This is a genomic window from Enterobacter hormaechei subsp. hoffmannii, assembly GCF_001729745.1.
Taxonomy (GTDB): domain Bacteria; phylum Pseudomonadota; class Gammaproteobacteria; order Enterobacterales; family Enterobacteriaceae; genus Enterobacter; species Enterobacter intestinihominis.
The window spans coordinates 2073456-2091876 of record NZ_CP017186.1 but is presented as its reverse complement, the minus strand read 5'-3'; the positions used below and the strand labels follow the sequence as shown (position 1 = coordinate 2091876).

The following is an 18421-nucleotide window of genomic DNA, read 5'->3' as shown; positions in this document are numbered from 1 at the left end:
TGGTGGCGACTGAGCCACCCTGGCACGTTCACCGGTCATTTTGTTACAGAGTAGCAAGGAACCTAAAGTGAACGGAATGACCACCAGAGCCGTATGTTCCCCTCACCCTAACCCTCTCCCCAAAGGGGCGAGGGAACTGCTCAGTGCACACATTATCTCGCATGGAGGGGGCTCCTGATTACGACTGTAAATAGACTACCTGCGTCTGCAAATACTCATTCAGACCGTGTTTGCCATCCGCCCCGCCGATCCCGGATTTCCGCCAGCCCGCATGGAAGCCCTGCATCGCTTCAAAGTTTTCACGGTTAATGTAGGTCTCGCCGAACTTAAGCCCTTTAATTGCTTTCATGGCGACATTCAGATCCTGCGTATATACAGACGAGGTTAAACCGTAGTCGCTGTCGTTGGCCATTTTCAGGGCCTCTTCCAGGGTGTCGAAAGCCACCACCGGCAGCACCGGGCCAAAGGTCTCTTCGTGCATGATGGCCATGTCCTGATGTACGTCAAGCAGCAGCGTTGGGGGATAAAAATACCCTTTGCCCTCTGCCGCTTTACCGCCAAGGACCACTTTAGCCCCTTCCTGCACCGCGCGCGCCACCTTCTGCTCCACACGCTCCAGCGCGGCGGCGTTGATCAGCGGCCCCATGGCAATATCCGTTCGCTCAGCCGGATTGCCAAACTGGACGGCTTTCATTGCCTCGCCCAGACGATTCACAAAGCGGTCGTAGATCCCCTTCTGAACATAGACACGTTCCGCGCAGTTACACACCTGTCCGGTATTGATGACGCGTGAATCCACAATGGCCTTCACGGCCAGCTCGAGGTCGGCATCGTCCATCACGATGGCCGGGGCTTTACCACCCAGCTCCAGCCCCACTTTGGTGATGTTTTTCGCAGCCGCAGCCATGATCTTTTCACCCGCCCCGACGCTGCCGGTCATGCTGACCATCGCCACTTTCGGGTTCCCGGCCAGCTCCTGTCCGACGGTTTCACCGCGGCCCAGCACCAGATTGAAGACGCCTTTCGGCAGGCCAATCTCGTCGACGATTTTGGCAAACGCAATGGCGTTGTTTGGGGTAAATTCGCTCGGTTTGATAACGATGGTGTTGCCGGTGATTAGCGCAGGAGCGAGCTTACGGGCAATCAGGAAGAAGGGAAAGTTCCACGGCAGAATGCCGGTGGTGACGCCAAGGGCGCGCTTAAACACCAGAATATTCTCGCCCGGACGGTCGCTCTGAATGATTTCCCCTTCATAACGGCGCGCCCACTCGGCCATATAGTCGATATAGTCAGCGGTAAAGTTAACCTCCACTTCCGCCAGCTGCTGGATCTTGCCCCCTTCGGCCACAATCAGCGCGCTGATTTCGCTGACGCGCTCGCGGATCCCGGCGGAAATTTTGCGTAGCCAGCTGGCGCGTTCAATGGCAGGCAGCGCCTCCCAGCCAGCCTGCGCGCGCTCTGCCGCGTCAATGGCCTTGCGGGCGTCCTCGGCGGTGCCGTCGGGAATACGGGAAATGACCTCTTCCGTGGCCGGATTGATCACGTCAATCCAGGCATCACCCTGCCAGGCAACAAACTGTCCATCAATATACATAGGATGTTGTACGGGTACTGTCATAACCTGCTCCTGTAATCACACTGTTTTTAACAAGTAAACTTAATGTTAAAAACTATAATTACCGGGGCAATTGCCTACTCTATGAGTCTGTTTTTGTGAGATATCTCATAAAAGAAACGGGTCAGCCCGTTTCAAAAATCACAAATCGGCAACAAAGGCTGCCCGTTTGCGTAAAAGATGGCGCAAACGGGCAAGAGCATTACAGCAGAGAACGGCTCACCAGCGCGTCGGTGAGAATGACGTCGTTTCGCAGGATCTGCCACGCGGCGTCCACGTCGGCAGGGATATCGACATGGGCAATGAAATCACGTCCCGCCGGACCGTAGCCGTTGATGTCGTCCCTGAGTCGCGGAAATTCACCCAGCACCAGCGACAGGTAACGTTCTACCGGCCATAACCCCTCGACCGGGCCGCTGAACGCCAGACCGTCGTCACTGTTTTGCAGCACGGGCGTCAGGCCGGGATGACTCATCCATGCGGGCGATGCAGCCTCGTCGCGGCAAACGCGGGCAAACGTAGCCATTGTGCGACGCTGCATCGTCGGGTCCTGCACTACCAGCACCCGGGCGGCGTTCAGTCCGGACTGTTTCATCAACGCCCGGCTGAAGCGGGCGTTTTCGCCACAGTTGGTCGACTGATCCTCAACGTGAAGATGCTCAGCCGGAATGTTCCAGAATTCACGGGCGATGTCGGCCAGAATAGCCGCCTCAGCCCGCCCGGTGGTGGGTATCCTGTTATAGCGGGGGTGCTTAGCAATCGCGGCGTAGAGGAAGGTCGTCGAGTGACCGATCCCGCCGCTGATGATCAGAGGAACCCCCTGTTCAGCCGCGATTTTACAGGCAGCATCAATCGCGGGTATCACCGCGTTACCCGCCAGAATCACCAGATCAACGGGCTGGTTGTCCTGATAGTCGTCCTGAGCAAGCCACGCCCCAACGGTATTCACGGCGTCGAGGGTTGTGCCAGGCAGACAGGGGAAAAGTGCCATTGTCATCGTTACCTCCTTACAGCATTAATCTTTAGAGTACTTCACACAACGGGGTTGAAAAGGAGATCACTCTGAAAGCCGAGGTGCTCATTACACTGCATATTTGTCATTTTGATGAAATAACCAGAAACATCCAAAAACAATTGGGTTGCACCCTGGGTTTGTGCTTTTGATTATCTGCCCTTCAACACATCCTGCCACAACAGCGTGCTGAAAAAGCACCAGTTGCTGCTTAATCCATCGTGATCTGACCCGTTTTAGTTCTGGCTGACTTGCCAAACGTAACATCCAACCCTAAGTTGCTTAACAATTTCACAACCATTACACACCGACAGGTTGCACCTGAAGCGCGCCAGGTAACACCTCTATTATCATCCACGTGGCGGAGTTTTGAGTCATGACACAACATGAGAGCACGACAACGGTATTGCGGAAAAACAAAAAGGTATTAATTGCCAGTCTTACGGGAAGTTCTATTGAATGGTTTGATTATTTTCTCTATGGCACCGCTGCCGCGCTGGTGTTTAACAAGATTTTCTTTCCGATGGTCGACCCGGTAATCGGGCTGATCCTCTCCTATCTCTCCTTCTCGTTGACCTTCTTTATTCGCCCCATTGGCGGCGTTCTCTTTGCACATATCGGGGATCGTATCGGTCGCAAAAAAACGCTTGTCCTCACCCTTTCATTGATGGGAGGTGCAACCGTGATGATTGGCCTGCTGCCCACCTACGACATGATCGGGATGTGGGCGCCCGCGTTGCTGATCCTGATGCGTATTATTCAGGGGATGGGTATCGGCGGTGAATGGGGTGGCGCGCTGCTGCTGGCTTACGAGTATGCGCCAGAAAAACGCAAAGGCTTCTTCGGCAGTATTCCGCAGGCGGGCGTTACCATCGGCATGTTGATGGCGACATTTATCGTCTCGCTAATGACGCTGTTCAGCGAAGAGGATTTTCTCTCCTGGGGCTGGCGCATTCCGTTCCTGCTCAGTTCCGTGCTGGTAATATTGGGGCTGTGGATCCGGAAAGATATTGACGAAACGCCTGATTTCCAGAAAGTGAAAAAATCCGGCCAGGTTGCGAAAGCCCCGCTGCGCGACACCATAAAACACCACTGGCGTGAAGTGCTAATTGCCGCCGGGCTTAAGGTTGTGGAGACAGCACCGTTCTATATTTTCTCCACGTTTGTGGTGAGCTACGCCACTACCACCCTGACCTATCAGAAATCCCAGGCGCTGGAGGCAGTAACTCTTGGCGCACTGGTCGCCACTATCATGATCCCGCTGATGGGGCTGCTCTCCGACAGGGTTGGCCGCCAGCGTATGTACGCCGTCAGTGTCTTCGTGCTCGGCCTGTTTATCGTGCCCTGGTTTATGCTGCTGAATACCGGTACCACCTGGGGAATTGTGCTCGCGACCGTTATCGCTTTTGGCGTACTGTGGGCACCGGTGACGGCAGTTCTCGGCACGCTCTGCTCTGAAATTTTCAGTGCCAACGTTCGCTACACCGGTATCACGCTGGGTTATCAACTTGGGGCCGCGCTGGCGGGCGGAACGGCACCGCTAATAGCTACCGGACTGCTGGCGAAATACGACGGCGACTGGGTACCCGTGGCCTGGTATCTGGGCGTGACGGTCGCTATCTCCCTCATTGCAATTTTTTGTGCCAGCCGCATCAACCGTGAACGCCACCTTCAGGCGCAGCCGGAACAGCGATAATATTATTGCGGCTCCGTTCGCGAGCCGCACTTTTTCTTCATCATTCCCTCCACATTTGATTAACATACAATATTCGTATTCACTTGAATTATGATTTGCGTCAGCCGTAGAATCATTAGCCCGCTCACAATTCAACATTTTGAAAGGTAAACCCCGTTATGCGCCTGCCCCAACGCGATCCTTATGCTCCTCGCGAGTGGCAGCCACACGAGAAACCCGCTCTGCTGGGTTCCCCTTCCACCCCGGAACATCCAACGTCGAAACGGATCGCCTATGGCGTGGTCGGCCTGCTGGTGTGTCTGACCGGGGCGCTGGGTAACGCGGTCGTCACCGCCAATCTGCAAAATCTGCAAGGCACCTTCGGCGCCTGGTCGACTGAAATCGCCTGGCTGCCTGCCGTCTATGTCATGACCAACGTCTCCATCAACCTGCTGCTGGTAAAGTTTCGCCAGCAGTACGGTTTGCGCGCGTTTACGGAAGGCTTCCTGGTGCTGTATGTGCTGGTCACCTTTTTTCACCTGTTTGTGAACGATCTCAGCTCGGCGCTGATGGTACGGGCGGCACACGGGATGGTCGCCGCCGCGCTCAGCTCGCTCGGCATTTATTACCAGATACAGGCCTGGCCCGCGAAGCACCGACTGAAGGCGCTGACCATCGGCATTACCGGTTCGTCGCTGGCGATACCGCTGGCGCGGCTGTTCTCCACCGAGCTGTTGCAGCTTGATGAGTGGCGTGGGCTGTACTTCTTCGAGCTGGGTTTGGCCCTGATCTCACTGGCCTGCGTGATGGTGCTGAAACTGCCCCCGGGCGATCGACGCAAAGTTTTCGAGAAGAAAGATTTCATCACCTTCTTTTTGCTTGCGCCCGGTATGGCGCTGTTGTGCGCGGTTCTGTCGCTAGGGCGTCTGGAATGGTGGTTTGAAACACCGTGGATCGGCTGGGCGTTGGCTCTCTCGCTGGTGCTAATTGTCTGTGCAATCGTTTTTGAACATAACCGCAGCAACCCGCTGCTCAATACCCGCTGGCTGTCCAGCGGCAGCATCGTACGCCTGGGGTTGATTATGCTGCTGATCCGCATCGTACTGGCGGAACAGAACACCGGCGTCATCGGCTGGCTGCAATATGCGGGCCTACAGAATGAACAGATGACCCATCTGGCGTGGTCTATTTTCGCCGGAATCGTCTGCGGTATCGTCACCAGCTGTCTGACGATCAAACCCACTAAGCTGGCCTGGCCGATTATCACCTCGCTGGCGCTGATGATTGTTGCTTCGCTGCTGGACAGCCAGTCCAACAACCTGACCCGGCCGGATCAACTGATGTTCAGCCAGTTCCTGCTTGGTTTCGGCAGCGCTTTCTTCCTCGCCCCTGCGATGCTGGCCGCCATTGGCGGGGTGATCGCCGATCCACGCAATCTGGTCAGCTTTTCCGTAATGTTTGGCATGAGTCAGAACCTTGGTGGCCTGCTGGGTTCTGCAATCCTTGGTACCTTCCAGACCTGGCGCGAGAAGTACCATTCCAGCCTGCTGGCTGACCAGCTCACCACCCTCAACCCGCTGGTGAACGAACGCATTCAGCTTTACACCCAGATGTATAAAAGCCTGGTTGGCGACAGTTCCCTGTTGGGAACCCAGGCCATTATTCAGCTTCAGACGGTGACGACGCTTGAGGCAAACATTCTGGCTTACAACGATACTTATCTCCTGACGGCGAGCATTGCCACAGCCACGCTGGTCTGGATTTTATGGCGCTTGCTGCGCCTGCGCATCACCGCCCGTATGGCCCTTAAGAACGCCACTGGCAATAAGTAATGACTATTTTTCAGGAGAAGTTATGAGTCAGCAGGATGCCGCCAAAGAGCAGGCCAACACCCGCAAAAATGTACGCGTCGTTTCCATTTTCACCGCCGCGGCTATCGGCATTGTCGGGGTGCTGGTGATCCTTTATGCCTGGCAGTTGCCCCCGTTCACGCGTCATACCCAGTTTACTGATAACGCCTACGTGCGCGGCCAGACCACGTTCATCAGTCCGCAAGTCAACGGCTACATTACTGAGGTCCATGTTCAGGATTTTGTGCAGGTTAAAAAAGGCGACCTGCTGTTGCAGATTGATGACCGGATCTATCGCCAGCGCGTCCATCAGGCCGAGGCGCAGCTGGCAATGAAAATTGCTGCGCTGAACAACAACCTGCAACAGCGTAAAAGCGCGGAAGCGGTGATTGCCAAAAACGAAGCGGCACTGAAAAACGCCCGTGCCCAAAGTCTGAAAACCCAGGCGGATCTGAAACGCGTGAAGGATCTGACCGCAGACGGCTCCCTGTCCATTCGCGAGCGCGATGCGGCGCTGGCCAGTGCCGCCCAGGGGAGCGCCGATATCGACCAGGCGAAAGCAACGCTTGAGATGTCGCGCCAGGATCTACAAACGGTTATCGTCAATCGCGCTTCGCTGGAAGCGGACGTTCAAAATGCGAAAGCCGCGCTGGAGCTTGCGCAGATCGATCTGCAAAACACCCGCATTGTCGCGCCGCGTGACGGTCAGCTCGGGCAGATTGCGGTGCGTCTGGGAGCGTACGTCACCGCCGGGACGCACCTTACCACGCTGGTCCCGCCGCAGCACTGGGTGATCGCCAATATCAAAGAGACGCAGCTGGCGAATTTACGCGTCGGACAGCCGGTGAAATTCACCGTCGATGCGTTAAACGATAAAGCCTATCAGGGCCGCGTGGAGAGCATATCCCCGGCCACAGGCGTCGAGTTCAGCGCTATCACCCCGGATAACGCCACGGGCAACTTTGTTAAAATCGCCCAGCGCATCCCGGTACGCATTGAGGTACTCGGTGAGCCGGAGGCGTACCGGCTGCTGCGCCCTGGCATGTCGGTGCAGGTCACCATCGACACGCGGGAGGCGAAACAATGACGCTTCGCCCGATAGCCGGCCTGCTGATGATGGCTATCCTTGCGGGTTGCCAGTCGGTTGACGTTGAGCCCGCCAAATCGTCCCTGCACATCCCGGCCCAGTGGCGCGCGACGTCGGGGCCAACCAGCCCGACAGAGCAGCTCTGGTGGCGTAATTTCCACGACAGCAATCTGAATCACTATGTGGATCAGGCGCTGAAGAACAACAGCGACGTGCTGATTGCCCGCGAGCGGATTAATGAGTATCAGGCCCGGGTATACGCCGCCGACGGCAGCCTGTTCCCGTCGCTTGACGCGGGCGTGACCGGGACGCGCGCGCGCTCGCAGTCCGCCGCCACAGGCCTTCCGGTATACGGTACGTTGTACAAAGGCAGCCTGACCGCCAGCTACGACGTGGATATCTGGGGGGTAAACCGCAGCACCTCCCGTGCCGCCGAAGCGTCGCTGGAGGCACAAAAGGCGGCGGCCGCGGCGGCAGATCTCACGGTCGCATCGTCGGTGGCCTCCGGATACGTCACTCTCCTGTCGCTGGATGAACAGCTTCGCGTTACCCAGTCCACGCTGAAATCGCGTGAAGAGGCGTTCAACCTTGCTAAACGACAGTTTGAGACGGGATACAGCTCTCGCCTTGAGCTGATGCAATCGGATTCTGAGCTGCGCGCCACCCGCGCTCAGGTTCCACTGCTTCAGCACCAGATTGCGCAGCAGGAGAATGCGCTTAGCCTGCTGCTGGGCAGCAACCCGGGTAACGTTGCGCGCGGTGAAAGCTTTGATGCCCTGACGCCGCTGAAACTGCCCTCCCAACTGCCGTCGACGTTACTGAACCGGCGTCCGGATATCGTCCAGGCTGAACGTCAGCTGATTGCGGCGGACGCGACGCTGGCGGCATCGCGTGCCAGCCTGCTGCCGTCGATCAACCTCACGGCCACAGGATCGGTGCAGGATCGCACGCTGTCGGGATTGCTGGATAACCCCCTCCAGCTCTGGAGCGTGGGCGGCAGTATTCTTGCGCCGCTGCTGAACCGACAGACGCTGAATGCACAGGTGGATATCTCCCAGTCTCAGCGTAATCAGGCGTTGTACAGCTACGAAAAAACCGTACGTAATGCGTTTGCCGAGGTGAATGACAGCCTTGATGCCATCACCCGTTATCAGGAACAGCTTAACGAGCTGCTGGCTCAGCAGGCGGTCGCGCAGGAGACGCTGCGGATAGCGCAAAACCGCTACCGCAACGGGTACTCTTCTTATCTGGATGTGCTCGATGCACAGCGCACGCTGTTCTCGGTGCAGACCAGCGTGGTACAGGTGAAAAACAACCTGCTGCTGGCGCAAATTGATTTGTATAAAGCGCTGGGCGGCGGTTGGGTCAGTGCGTGAAAACATGCCGGGTGGCGGCTACGCCTTACCCGGCCTACATTTCGCCTCTGGCGATACCCCCATGGCGCGCGCCCTGCCGCCGGATGGAAAGCTGATTACGCTTGAAGCGGACCCGAAACATGCCGCTGTTGCACGCCAGAACATTCACCTTGCGGGACTCAGCGATCGTATCGAACTGATTGCAGGCCCGGCGCTAAAGTCGCTCGAGAATTTCGGTGACGTCCCGCCCTTTGACCTGATCTTTATTGATGCCGATAAGCCAAACAATCCCGGCTACCTGGAGTGGGCGCTGCACTACTCCCGTCCCGGCACGGTCATAATCGGCGATAACGTGGTGCGCGACGGCGAGGTGGTTAACGGGCAAAGCGACGATGCACGCGTGCAGGGGGTACGGAAGTTTATCGAGATGACTGGAGATAACCCACGCTTAACCGCCACCGCGCTGCAAACGGTGGGCGTTAAGGGGTGGGATGGGTTTACGCTAGCGATGGTGGAACGATAAAAAAGCCGGGTGGCGGCTACGCCTTACCCGGCCTGCATGTTCTCCCGTAGGCCCGGTAAGCGCAGCGCCACCGGGCAATGATTTTAGCCGGAGATCTGCTCCATCGCCTGCAAGATACGCTTATCCGAAATGGGATACGGCGTACCGAGCTGCTGGGCGAAGAAGCTGACGCGCAGCTCCTCGATCATCCAGCGGATCTCCCGCACGTCGTCATCATCGCGACGCGCTGGCGGCAGTTTGTTGAGCCACTGCTGCCACGCCTGCTGCACGTTTTCGACTTTCAGCATCTGCGCTCGATCGCGATGCGGATCGACCGCCATTTTCTCCAGACGCTTCTCAATCGCCTGCAAATAACGCAGCGTATCACCCAGACGCTTAAAGCCGTTGCCGGTGACAAAGCCGCGATACACCAGCCCCGCCATCTGCGCCTTCACGTCCGACAGACCCAGGGCCATGGTCATATCCACCCGCCCCTTCAGCCGCTTGTTGATATTGAACACGGCGGTGAGGATCTGCTCGACCTGTTTGGCAATCTCCACCACGGTGTCGTTCAGCTCCGCGCGCACCTTTTCATGAAGCTGAGCAAAGCCCTCTTCCGTCCAGACCGGACCGCCCGCCTCGTGGATCAGTTTGTCCACACCGCAGGAGATGCAGTCGTCGATCAGATCCAGCACCTTACCGTACGGGTTAAAGTAGAGCCCCAGCTTGGCTTTGTTCGGCAGCTTCTCGTGCAGATACTTAATCGGCGACGGGATGTTAAGCAGCAGCAGGCGACGCAGCCCGCGCCACATCATCTGCTGTTGCTCCTGCGGATTGTCAAAGAGCTTAATCGCCACACTGTCGCGCTCATCCACCAGCGCGGGCCAGGCTTTCACCTTGTAGTTCCCGCGCTTCTGCTCATAGCTTTCCGGAAGCTGACCAAAGCTCCAGATGTGCAGCCCGCTCTGCTCAATACCGTCATCGGCCACCGCAGAGAGCGTCTCCTGGACTTTACCTTTCAGCGCTTCTTTCAGCTCCGTCAGAGAACGGCCTTCGAGCAGCTTTTTGTTTTTATCGTCCACTACGCGGAATGTGATTTTCAGGTGATCGGGCACCTGATCCCAGTTCCAGTCGTCGCGGTCAATGGTGGTCCCGGTCATGCGTCGGAACTCACGCTCCAGTGCGTCCAGCAGCGGCAGTTCCAGCGGCGTGACGCGGCCTAAAAACGCTTCGGCGTAGTTCGGCGCCGGTACAAAGTTGCGCCGCACTGGTTTAGGCAGGGATTTGATTAATGCAATGACCAGTTCGCGGCGCAGGCCGGGAATTTGCCACTCAAACCCGCTATCATCCACCTGGTTTAACAGCGGCAGCGGAATGTGCACCGTCACGCCATCGGCATCCGCGCCCGGCTCAAACTGATAGGTCAGACGCAGCTTCAGGTTGCCCTGATGCCAGAAGTTCGGGTAGTCGAGCTTGCTGACCGACTCCGCGCCCTCTTTGATCAGCATGCTCTTTTCAAAGTTGAGCAGGTCCGGGGTCTCTTTGCTGGCTTTCTTCCACCAGCTGTCGAAATGGCGCGCCGAGATCACATCGTGGCTGATGCGCTGGTCGTAAAACTCAAACAGCGTCTCGTCGTCCACCAGAATGTCGCGGCGGCGGGACTTGTGCTCAAGCTCTTCCACCTCGGCGCGCAGCTTGAGGTTTTCGCGGAAGAACGCATGGCGCGTCTGCCAGTCGCCTTCCACCAGCGCATGGCGGATAAACAGCTCGCGACTCAGCGCCGGGTCAATCTGGCTGTAGTTAACCTTACGCGCTGCAACCACCGGCAGGCCGTAAACGGTGACTTTTTCCGTCGCCATCACTGCGCCCTGCCCGCGCTCCCAGTGCGGCTCGCTGTACGAGCGTTTCAGCAGGTGCTGCGCCACCGGCTCAACCCACTCTGGATCGATACGCGCGGCGATACGCCCCCACAGACGGCTGGTTTCCACCAGCTCGGCGACCATGGTCCACTTCGGCGGCTTCTTGAACAAACCGGAGCCCGGGAAGATGGAGAAACGCGCGTTGCGTGCGCCGGTAAATTCCTGTTTATCCGCATCCTTCATCCCGATATGGGACAGCAGGCCGGTCAACAGGGCAATATGAATTTCGCGGTACTCCGCCGGTTCACTGTTCACCGGGATGCCCAGCTCTTTCACCACCTGGCGCAGTTGGGTGTAGATATCCTGCCACTCGCGCACGCGCAGGTAGTTGAGGAAATCCACCCGGCACTGACGGCGGAACTGATTCGAAGAGAGCGCTTTTTGCTGCTCGCCGAGGTAGTTCCACAGGTTTACGAATGCGAGGAAATCGGACTCTTTATCGTGGAAGCGACGGTGTTTTTCATCCGACGCCTGCTGTTTGTCCATCGGACGCTCGCGCGGATCCTGAATGGAGAGCGCCGAGGTGATGATCATCGCCTCGCGCACGCAGCCGTGTTTTTGCGCCTCCAGCACCATGCGCGCCAGACGCGGGTCGACCGGCAGCTGGCTAAGCTGGCGGCCCAACGGCGTTAGCTTGTAGGCCGTCGCCTGCTCGTCGGTGGTAATGGCACCCAGCTCTTCCAGCAGCCGCACCCCGTCCTGAATATTGCGCTTATCCGGCGCTTCCACAAACGGGAAGGCGGCGATATCGCCCAGCCCCAGCGCGGTCATTTGCAGGATAACGGATGCCAGGTTGGTTCGCAGGATCTCCGGATCGGTAAACTCCGGGCGCGACAGGAAATCGTCTTCCGAATAGAGACGAATACAGATCCCTTCCGACACGCGGCCGCAGCGGCCCTTACGCTGATTAGCTGACGCCTGCGAAACCGGCTCGATCGGCAGACGCTGAACTTTGGTTCGGTAGCTGTAGCGGCTGATGCGCGCCGTACCCGGGTCGATCACGTATTTAATGCCCGGTACGGTCAGCGAGGTTTCGGCCACGTTGGTCGCCAGCACGATGCGGCGCCCGCTGTGCGGCTGGAACACGCGGTTCTGCTCGCTGTTGGACAGGCGCGCGTACAGCGGCAGGATCTCGGTATGGCGCAGATCGCGCTTGCTGAGCGCATCGGCGGTATCGCGGATCTCACGCTCGCCGCTCATGAAGATCAGAATGTCGCCAGAACTCTCGTTGCCCAGCTCGTCGACGGCATCGAAGATGGCCTGAAGCTGGTCGCGCTCGGTATCGTCCGCCTCTTCAACAATCGGGCGATAGCGCACTTCAACCGGGTAGGTTCGGCCTGAGACTTCAATGATCGGCGCATTATTGAAATGTTTTGAGAAGCGCTCCGGGTCGATGGTCGCGGAGGTGATGATGATTTTCAGATCCGGACGCCGGGGCAGCAGCTCTTTCAGGTAGCCGAGCAGGAAGTCGATGTTCAGGCTGCGCTCGTGCGCTTCATCGATGATAATGGTGTCGTACTGCATCAGCAGACGATCCTGCTGGATTTCCGCCAGCAGGATACCGTCGGTCATCAGCTTAACCATGGTGTTATCGCTGACGTGGTCGCTGAATCGCACCTTGTAGCCGATGCAGCCGCCCGGCTCCGTTTGCAGCTCGTCGGCAATACGGTTCGCCACGGTGCGCGCCGCCAGACGACGCGGCTGGGTGTGACCGATCAACCCTTTCACCCCGCGGCCTAATTCCATGCAGATCTTCGGCAGCTGAGTGGTTTTACCTGAACCGGTTTCCCCCGCGACGATCACCACCTGGTGGTCGCGCACGGCCTCAAGAATGTCCTGTTTTTTCTGGCTGACGGGCAGGTTTTCCGGATAGGTAATCTCCGGGCGTGCGGCTTTACGCAGCACAACTTTCCCTGCCGCCTGTTCAATCTCTTTGGCCATCTCCTGGTAAATGGCCTGTTGTGCATCAGGATTTTTAACCTTCTTAACGCCGTGCAGACGGCGCGCAAACCGCTGTTTATCGCGCAGCATCAGCGAATCAAGCTGTTGCATCAGCAACGGGAAGGATAATTTCTGTTGTTCTGTCATAGCGTTAACGGGCAGTGCACTGCCGGATAAAATCTCTTTTTAATGATTGCTATAGAGTACCACATCAGTGCTTTTCGCGCCTTATTCAAAAAATTCGAACATAGGCTTCGATATATTGCGCTATCCCTGTGGCAGGATTGTGAATAAAGTGTCAACAAGCAACGGGGCAACCCCCTCAATCAAATACAAAACAGGAAATTCCCATGAGCAAAGTATTAGTGTTGAAATCCAGTATTCTGGCAGGGTATTCACAGTCTGGTCAGCTGGCTGACTATTTCGTTGAACAGTGGCGTGAACAGCACAGCGCGGATGAAATCACCGTGCGTGACCTGGCGGCAAACCCGATTCCTGTGCTGGACGGCGAGCTGGTTGGCGCGCTGCGTCCGAGCGATGCGCCTCTCACCCCACGTCAGCAGGAAGCCCTGGCGCTCTCCGACGAGCTGATTGCTGAGTTGCAGGCCCACGACGTTATCGTGATCAACGCTCCAATGTATAACTTCAACATTCCTACGCAGCTGAAGAACTACTTCGACCTGGTGGCGCGCGCTGGCGTAACCTTCCGTTACACCGAGAACGGCCCGGAAGGTCTGGTGAAAGGTAAACGCGCTATCGTCCTGACCAGCCGCGGCGGTATTCACAAAGATACCCCTACCGATCTGGTCGCACCGTACATGACGCTGTTCCTGGGCTTCATCGGCATTACCGACGTGAACTTCGTGTTCGCTGAAGGTATCGCTTACGGCCCGGAAGTAGCCACCAAAGCGCAGACCGACGCGAAAGCCGCTATCGACAGCCTGGTCGCAGCCTAAATTTTCCCCCTCTCACCGCCCGGTGGGAGGGTTTTTCTTTCCCCCGTATTTCGTTATCATCCGCACCCACTCTCCAGCCCGGCGGCCTGATGTCTGTCATTATCGATACGTTTATTGCACCACCCTGTCACGACGACATTGAGATCCTCTGGCAGGACGAGCATCTGCTGCTGATCAACAAACCCTCAGGTCTGCTCAGCCTGTCCGGGAAAAATCCGCAAAACCGCGATTCCGTCCACCACCGTCTGGTGCAAACCTTTCCCGGCTGCACGCTGGTGCATCGTCTTGATTTTGGCACTTCGGGTCTGATGGTGATTGCACGTAACAAAGCGATTAACGCCGCGCTTTGCCACCAGTTCAGCCAGCGCGCCGTGACCAAGGTTTACACCGCCCTGTTGTGCGGACATGTGGAACAGGACGAAGGGACCGTGGATGCCCCGATTACCAAAGATCCGGCGCTGTTTCCGCTGATGACGATCTGTGCCCGCACCGGTAAGCCCGCTCGCTCCCGCTATCGGGTGATGGAACGTATTTACCAGGATACGACAATGCCGTTGACGCGGGTTGAGCTTACCCCGGAGACCGGGCGCACCCACCAGCTGCGCATTCACTGCCAGCAGTTAGGCCACCCTATTTTGGGGTGCGATCTGTATGGGGGTCTGGAATGGCCGGGGGCGGAAGAAACGCCCCGGCTGATGCTGCATGCAAGCGTTCTGAGTTTTATTCATCCGCTGAGCGGCGAGACCATGAATGCCCGTCACGCCGCGCCATTCTGAACGAGGTTTACCACATTAAATCGTCAGGGATTTTGAAGTCTGCGTACGGATCGTCTTCGTCCTGCTCTTCCTGACTCAGCGCGCTGTTAAGCACAATGCTGTCAGCATCGCGCTGGGCAATTTTATCCGCCACCACCGCCGGGATAATCGCGTAATCACAGTCGCCATTCGCGTTAATCACCAGTCGGGCAATCGCCAGGCGACCGTTGATCAGCTGGGTTTGCGTCTGCTTATCGACGTCGATTTTTTTGATCAGGCTGCCATCGGTAAAGTTAAAGGTAATGTTGCCCTTCGCCACGGTGATGCGGTTCATCTCAATCAGCTGCTTCACCTGCGCCCTGAACTCTTTTGCCAGCACCGCCTGTTTTTGCTGTTCGCTCAGCTGCTTATCACGCTCCAGCTGGGCTTTCTTATTCTCTTCAACAGCCTCTCTCGCCTCGCGAGCCTGGACGCGGGATTTTTTCGCCGTGCGCTGAACCTTCGCCATCTTTTTACTGCTGACTAAGCCCGCTTTCAGCATCTGCTCTTGTAGGGTGAGTTTTGTCATGATCGTTTAAACCGGTTGGAAATGTCGGGGGATTATACCTGAATCGCGCAGTTCATGAAGAACCCTCATGACGCAGTGAAATTAAGTCACTTCCCCTGCGCCAGTGGCTCAGGCATAAATTATGCATTGATAACGTTTAGGCAACATGAACTTAGGATGCATAACCAAATGAGTCAGGCTTTCACATTTACCCTTAAGCGCAGTTGCTTTGATGAAAATTATAACCCGTCAGAAAACACGCGTACCACCACCAACTTCGCCAACCTGGCGCGTGGCGAGAAGCGTCAGGAGAACCTGCGCAATACGCTGGTGATGATCCACAACCGCTTTAACGCGCTGGCGAGCTGGGATAACCCGAAAGCCGACCGCTATGCCGTCGAGCTGGAGATTATTTCAGTCGATATGAATATCGGCGGCGATTTTACTTTCCCGGCCATCGAAATTCTGCAAACGACGATCGTGGATAAAAAGACCCACGAGCGCATCGAAGGCATCGTCGGGAATAACTTCTCATCCTATGTTCGTGACTATGATTTCAGCGTCCTGCTGCTGGAGCATAATAAAGATCAGCCCCGTTTTACCCTCCCCGAGAATTTTGGCGAGCTGCACGGCAATATCTTTAAAAGCTTCATTCATTCTGCGGAATATCAGGCGAACTTTAAAAAAGCGCCGGTGATCTGCCTGAGCGTCTCCAGCAAAGACACCTATCGTCGTACCGGTAACCACCACCCGGTGCTGGGGTATGAGTACCAGCCGGACGGCGAGTCGCTAACGGAACAGTACTTCGCGAAGATGGGCCTCAAGGTTCGCTATTTCATGCCGGAAAACAGCGTCGCGCCATTTGCCTTCTTCTTCACCGGCGATTTACTGCGTGATTACACCAATCTGGAACTGATCGGCACCATCAGCACCATGGAGACGTTCCAGAAGATCTATCGACCAGAAATTTACAATGCCAATTCCGCTGCGGGACAGTGCTATCAGCCCGACCTGAATCAGCAGGATCACTCATTAACAAAAATCGTTTATGACCGTGAAGAGCGCAGCCGGCTGGCCATTGAACAGGGTAAATATACCGAAGAGCGGTTCATCAAACCCTATAAAACCCTTCTTGAGCAGTGGTCTCATCACTTCACGCTTTAATTTAATACGAATAAAAGGTTCTTCTTATGAAAACATTGCTCCCGACATCGACGGCTGGCAGCCTGCCGAAACCCACCTGGCTTGCGCAGCCGGAAACGCTCTGGTCGCCGTGGAAACTCCAGGATGAGGAATTACTGGCAGGGAAACAGGATGCGCTGCGTTTGTCTCTGGATGAACAGATTCGCGCCGGGATTGATATCGTCAGCGACGGGGAACAAACCCGCCAGCATTTCGTCACCACCTTTATTGAACATCTCAGCGGCGTGGATTTTGAAAATCGTCAGACGGTGCGGATCCGTAACCGTTACGATGCCAGCGTGCCGACCGTGGTAGACGCGGTGGCGCGCCAGAAACCGGTGTTTGTAGACGACGCGAAATACCTTCGCCAGCTGACGGACAAGCCGATCAAGTGGGCGCTGCCTGGCCCGATGACCATGATCGACACGCTATACGATGCTCACTATAAAAGCCGCGAAAAGCTGGCCTGGGAGTTCGCAAAAATTCTCAATCAGGAAGCCCGCGAGCTGGAAGCGGCCGGCGTTGACATTATTCAGTTCGACGAACCTGCTTTTAACGTCTTTTTCGACGAAGTGAATGACTGGGGCATCGCCGCGCTGGAGCGCGCCATTGAAGGGCTGAAATGCGAAACCGCAGTACATATCTGCTACGGGTACGGCATCAAAGCCAATACGGACTGGAAAAAAACGCTCGGCTCCGAGTGGCGCCAGTATGAAGAGGCGTTTCCAAAGTTGCAGACCTCAAAGATCGATATCATCTCGCTGGAGTGCCAGAACTCGCGCGTGCCGATGGATCTGCTGGAGCTGATCCGCGGTAAAAAAGTGATGGTCGGGGCAATTGATGTTGCCACCCAGACCATCGAAACGCCGGAAGAGGTTGCCGATACGCTACGCAAGGCGTTGCAGTTTGTGGATGCAGACAAGCTCTATCCGTCCACCAACTGCGGCATGGCTCCCCTTTCCCGCCAGGTCGCCAACGGTAAGCTGAAGGCATTAAGCGCCGGGACTGACATTATCCGTCGCGAGCTTGCCCGCTAACCTTCAGGTTTGCCAGTACAGCGGCGTACCGAACCGCTCAATATAGTAGTCAATCACCGCCCTGACGTTCAGGGGCGGATGACGCGCGTTCGGGTAAATCGCCGCAATCGTCAGTGGCTCCGTATTAATTGAACACTCCATTTCCGGCAGCAGTGCCACCAGCTCACCGCTTTTGAGCCGTTCGCTCACCATCCAGTCCGGGAAAAGCACAACGCCCATGCCGCCCAGCGCCGCAATCAGGAGCGTTTCCGCGTTATTGGAAGTCATCAGCGGTACGATGGGATAGTGAACCCAGGCCTCGCCCGGCTGCCGGATCAGCCAGCGGTTAGGCCCGGACGAACCGCGGTAAACCAGACAGTGGTGACGACTGAGATCGTCCGGCCCGTCGGGCGCGCCATGTTTTTGCAGATAGTCCGGCGAGGCCGCCAGATGGTAGAACTGCTGACCGAACACCCGGGCGTGAAACGAGGAGTCCGTCAGCGCGCCGATGCGGAAGATAACATCCGCGGCGTCGCGGTGCGGATCGATAAAATCGTCGGTGAGGGTCAGTTCAATGGAGAGACGAGGATAACGCGCCAGAAGCCCCGGCAGGCCCGGCGCGATGTGCCGTTGTCCGAAAAAGACCGGGCCATTGATACGCAGCGTGCCCGACGGCTCGCGGGCGCGTTCATCCAGCTCGCGTCGCGCATCCTCCAGATTTCCGGCCATCGCCCGGGCATAGCGCACAAAAAGATGCCCGCTCTCTGTGGGCATAATCGCCCGCGTGTTGCGGTAGAAAAGCTGTTGCCCGAGGGCGTCCTCAAGCTGGTGGATCATGCGGGAAACCTGCGACGCAGAAATCCCTTCCCGCCTCGCCACCACGGAAAAATTCTGCGTTTCATAAACGTCGATGAAGATCAGCAGCGCGCGAACGCTTATATGTCCGGCATCCATCATTAATGCATTTCCTGCACAGGTGTTTCCTGCATTATGGCATTTTTCTCAATGA

Annotated in this window: 13 protein-coding genes and 1 pseudogene; 9 read left to right on the top strand and 5 right to left on the bottom strand. The window is 56.8% G+C overall.

Going from position 1 to position 18421, the window contains the following annotated elements:
* Positions 1-178: 178 nt before the first annotated feature.
* Both aldA and BFV65_RS09870 read right to left on the bottom strand, forming a co-directional pair.
* Complete coding sequence (gene aldA / locus BFV65_RS09875; RefSeq protein ID WP_032624297.1) at positions 179-1618, bottom strand: aldehyde dehydrogenase; 1440 nt, start codon at positions 1616-1618, stop codon at positions 179-181.
* Between the two features lie 199 nt (positions 1619-1817).
* Entirely contained in the window at positions 1818-2612 is a 795-nt protein-coding gene (locus BFV65_RS09870; RefSeq protein WP_022648057.1) for a YdcF family protein, read from the bottom strand.
* Positions 2613-3003: 391 nt separating this feature from the next.
* Here BFV65_RS09870 and BFV65_RS09865 point away from each other — a divergent pair, with 391 nt between their 5' ends.
* The 5 genes and pseudogenes from BFV65_RS09865 to BFV65_RS09845 form a co-directional block, all read left to right on the top strand.
* The gene (locus tag BFV65_RS09865; protein ID WP_032624298.1) at positions 3004-4323 is read left to right on the top strand and encodes an MFS transporter; all 1320 of its coding nucleotides are present in this window, start codon (positions 3004-3006) and stop codon (positions 4321-4323) included.
* 158 nt (positions 4324-4481) lie between these two features.
* Positions 4482-6134, top strand: a complete 1653-nt coding sequence (locus tag BFV65_RS09860) for an MFS transporter (protein ID WP_022648055.1) — start codon at positions 4482-4484, stop codon at positions 6132-6134.
* Between the two features lie 22 nt (positions 6135-6156).
* Positions 6157-7239: an HlyD family secretion protein gene (locus BFV65_RS09855; protein ID WP_022648054.1), complete on the top strand. Its 1083-nt coding sequence runs from the start codon at positions 6157-6159 to the stop codon at positions 7237-7239.
* Complete coding sequence (locus BFV65_RS09850; RefSeq protein ID WP_069596535.1) at positions 7236-8615, top strand: efflux transporter outer membrane subunit; 1380 nt, start codon at positions 7236-7238, stop codon at positions 8613-8615. The genes BFV65_RS09855 and BFV65_RS09850 overlap by 4 nt, the downstream gene beginning before the upstream one ends.
* A gap of 61 nt (positions 8616-8676) precedes the next feature.
* Positions 8677-9117 (top strand): annotated as a pseudogene (locus tag BFV65_RS09845) (O-methyltransferase); the annotation flags it as partial.
* 83 nt (positions 9118-9200) lie between these two features.
* Here the strand turns inward: BFV65_RS09845 and hrpA are convergent.
* Positions 9201-13103, bottom strand: a complete 3903-nt coding sequence (gene hrpA, locus BFV65_RS09840) for an ATP-dependent RNA helicase HrpA (RefSeq protein ID WP_069596534.1) — start codon at positions 13101-13103, stop codon at positions 9201-9203.
* 203 nt (positions 13104-13306) lie between these two features.
* Between hrpA and azoR the strand changes: the two genes are divergently transcribed.
* Both azoR and BFV65_RS09830 read left to right on the top strand, forming a co-directional pair.
* Complete coding sequence (gene azoR / locus BFV65_RS09835; protein WP_022648050.1) at positions 13307-13912, top strand: FMN-dependent NADH-azoreductase; 606 nt, start codon at positions 13307-13309, stop codon at positions 13910-13912.
* Between the two features lie 89 nt (positions 13913-14001).
* Positions 14002-14688 (top strand): RluA family pseudouridine synthase, encoded by a 687-nt coding sequence (locus tag BFV65_RS09830; protein ID WP_069596533.1) that lies wholly within the window; start codon positions 14002-14004, stop codon positions 14686-14688.
* A 7-nt stretch (positions 14689-14695) separates the two neighbouring features.
* Here the strand turns inward: BFV65_RS09830 and BFV65_RS09825 are convergent, their stop codons facing one another.
* Positions 14696-15235, bottom strand: a complete 540-nt coding sequence (locus BFV65_RS09825) for a DUF2058 domain-containing protein (protein WP_022648048.1) — start codon at positions 15233-15235, stop codon at positions 14696-14698.
* Between the two features lie 168 nt (positions 15236-15403).
* On the opposite strand from BFV65_RS09825, the gene BFV65_RS09820 reads away from it, so the two are divergent.
* Both BFV65_RS09820 and BFV65_RS09815 read left to right on the top strand, forming a co-directional pair.
* Positions 15404-16378: a DUF1852 domain-containing protein gene (locus BFV65_RS09820; RefSeq protein ID WP_069597097.1), complete on the top strand. Its 975-nt coding sequence runs from the start codon at positions 15404-15406 to the stop codon at positions 16376-16378.
* Between the two features lie 26 nt (positions 16379-16404).
* Complete coding sequence (locus BFV65_RS09815) at positions 16405-17433, top strand: methionine synthase (protein ID WP_069596532.1); 1029 nt, start codon at positions 16405-16407, stop codon at positions 17431-17433.
* Positions 17434-17436: 3 nt separating this feature from the next.
* Here the strand turns inward: BFV65_RS09815 and BFV65_RS09810 are convergent, their stop codons facing one another.
* Positions 17437-18369, bottom strand: coding sequence for a LysR family transcriptional regulator (locus BFV65_RS09810; RefSeq protein WP_046621637.1), 933 nt, complete (start codon positions 18367-18369; stop codon positions 17437-17439).
* Positions 18370-18421 lie beyond the last annotated feature (52 nt).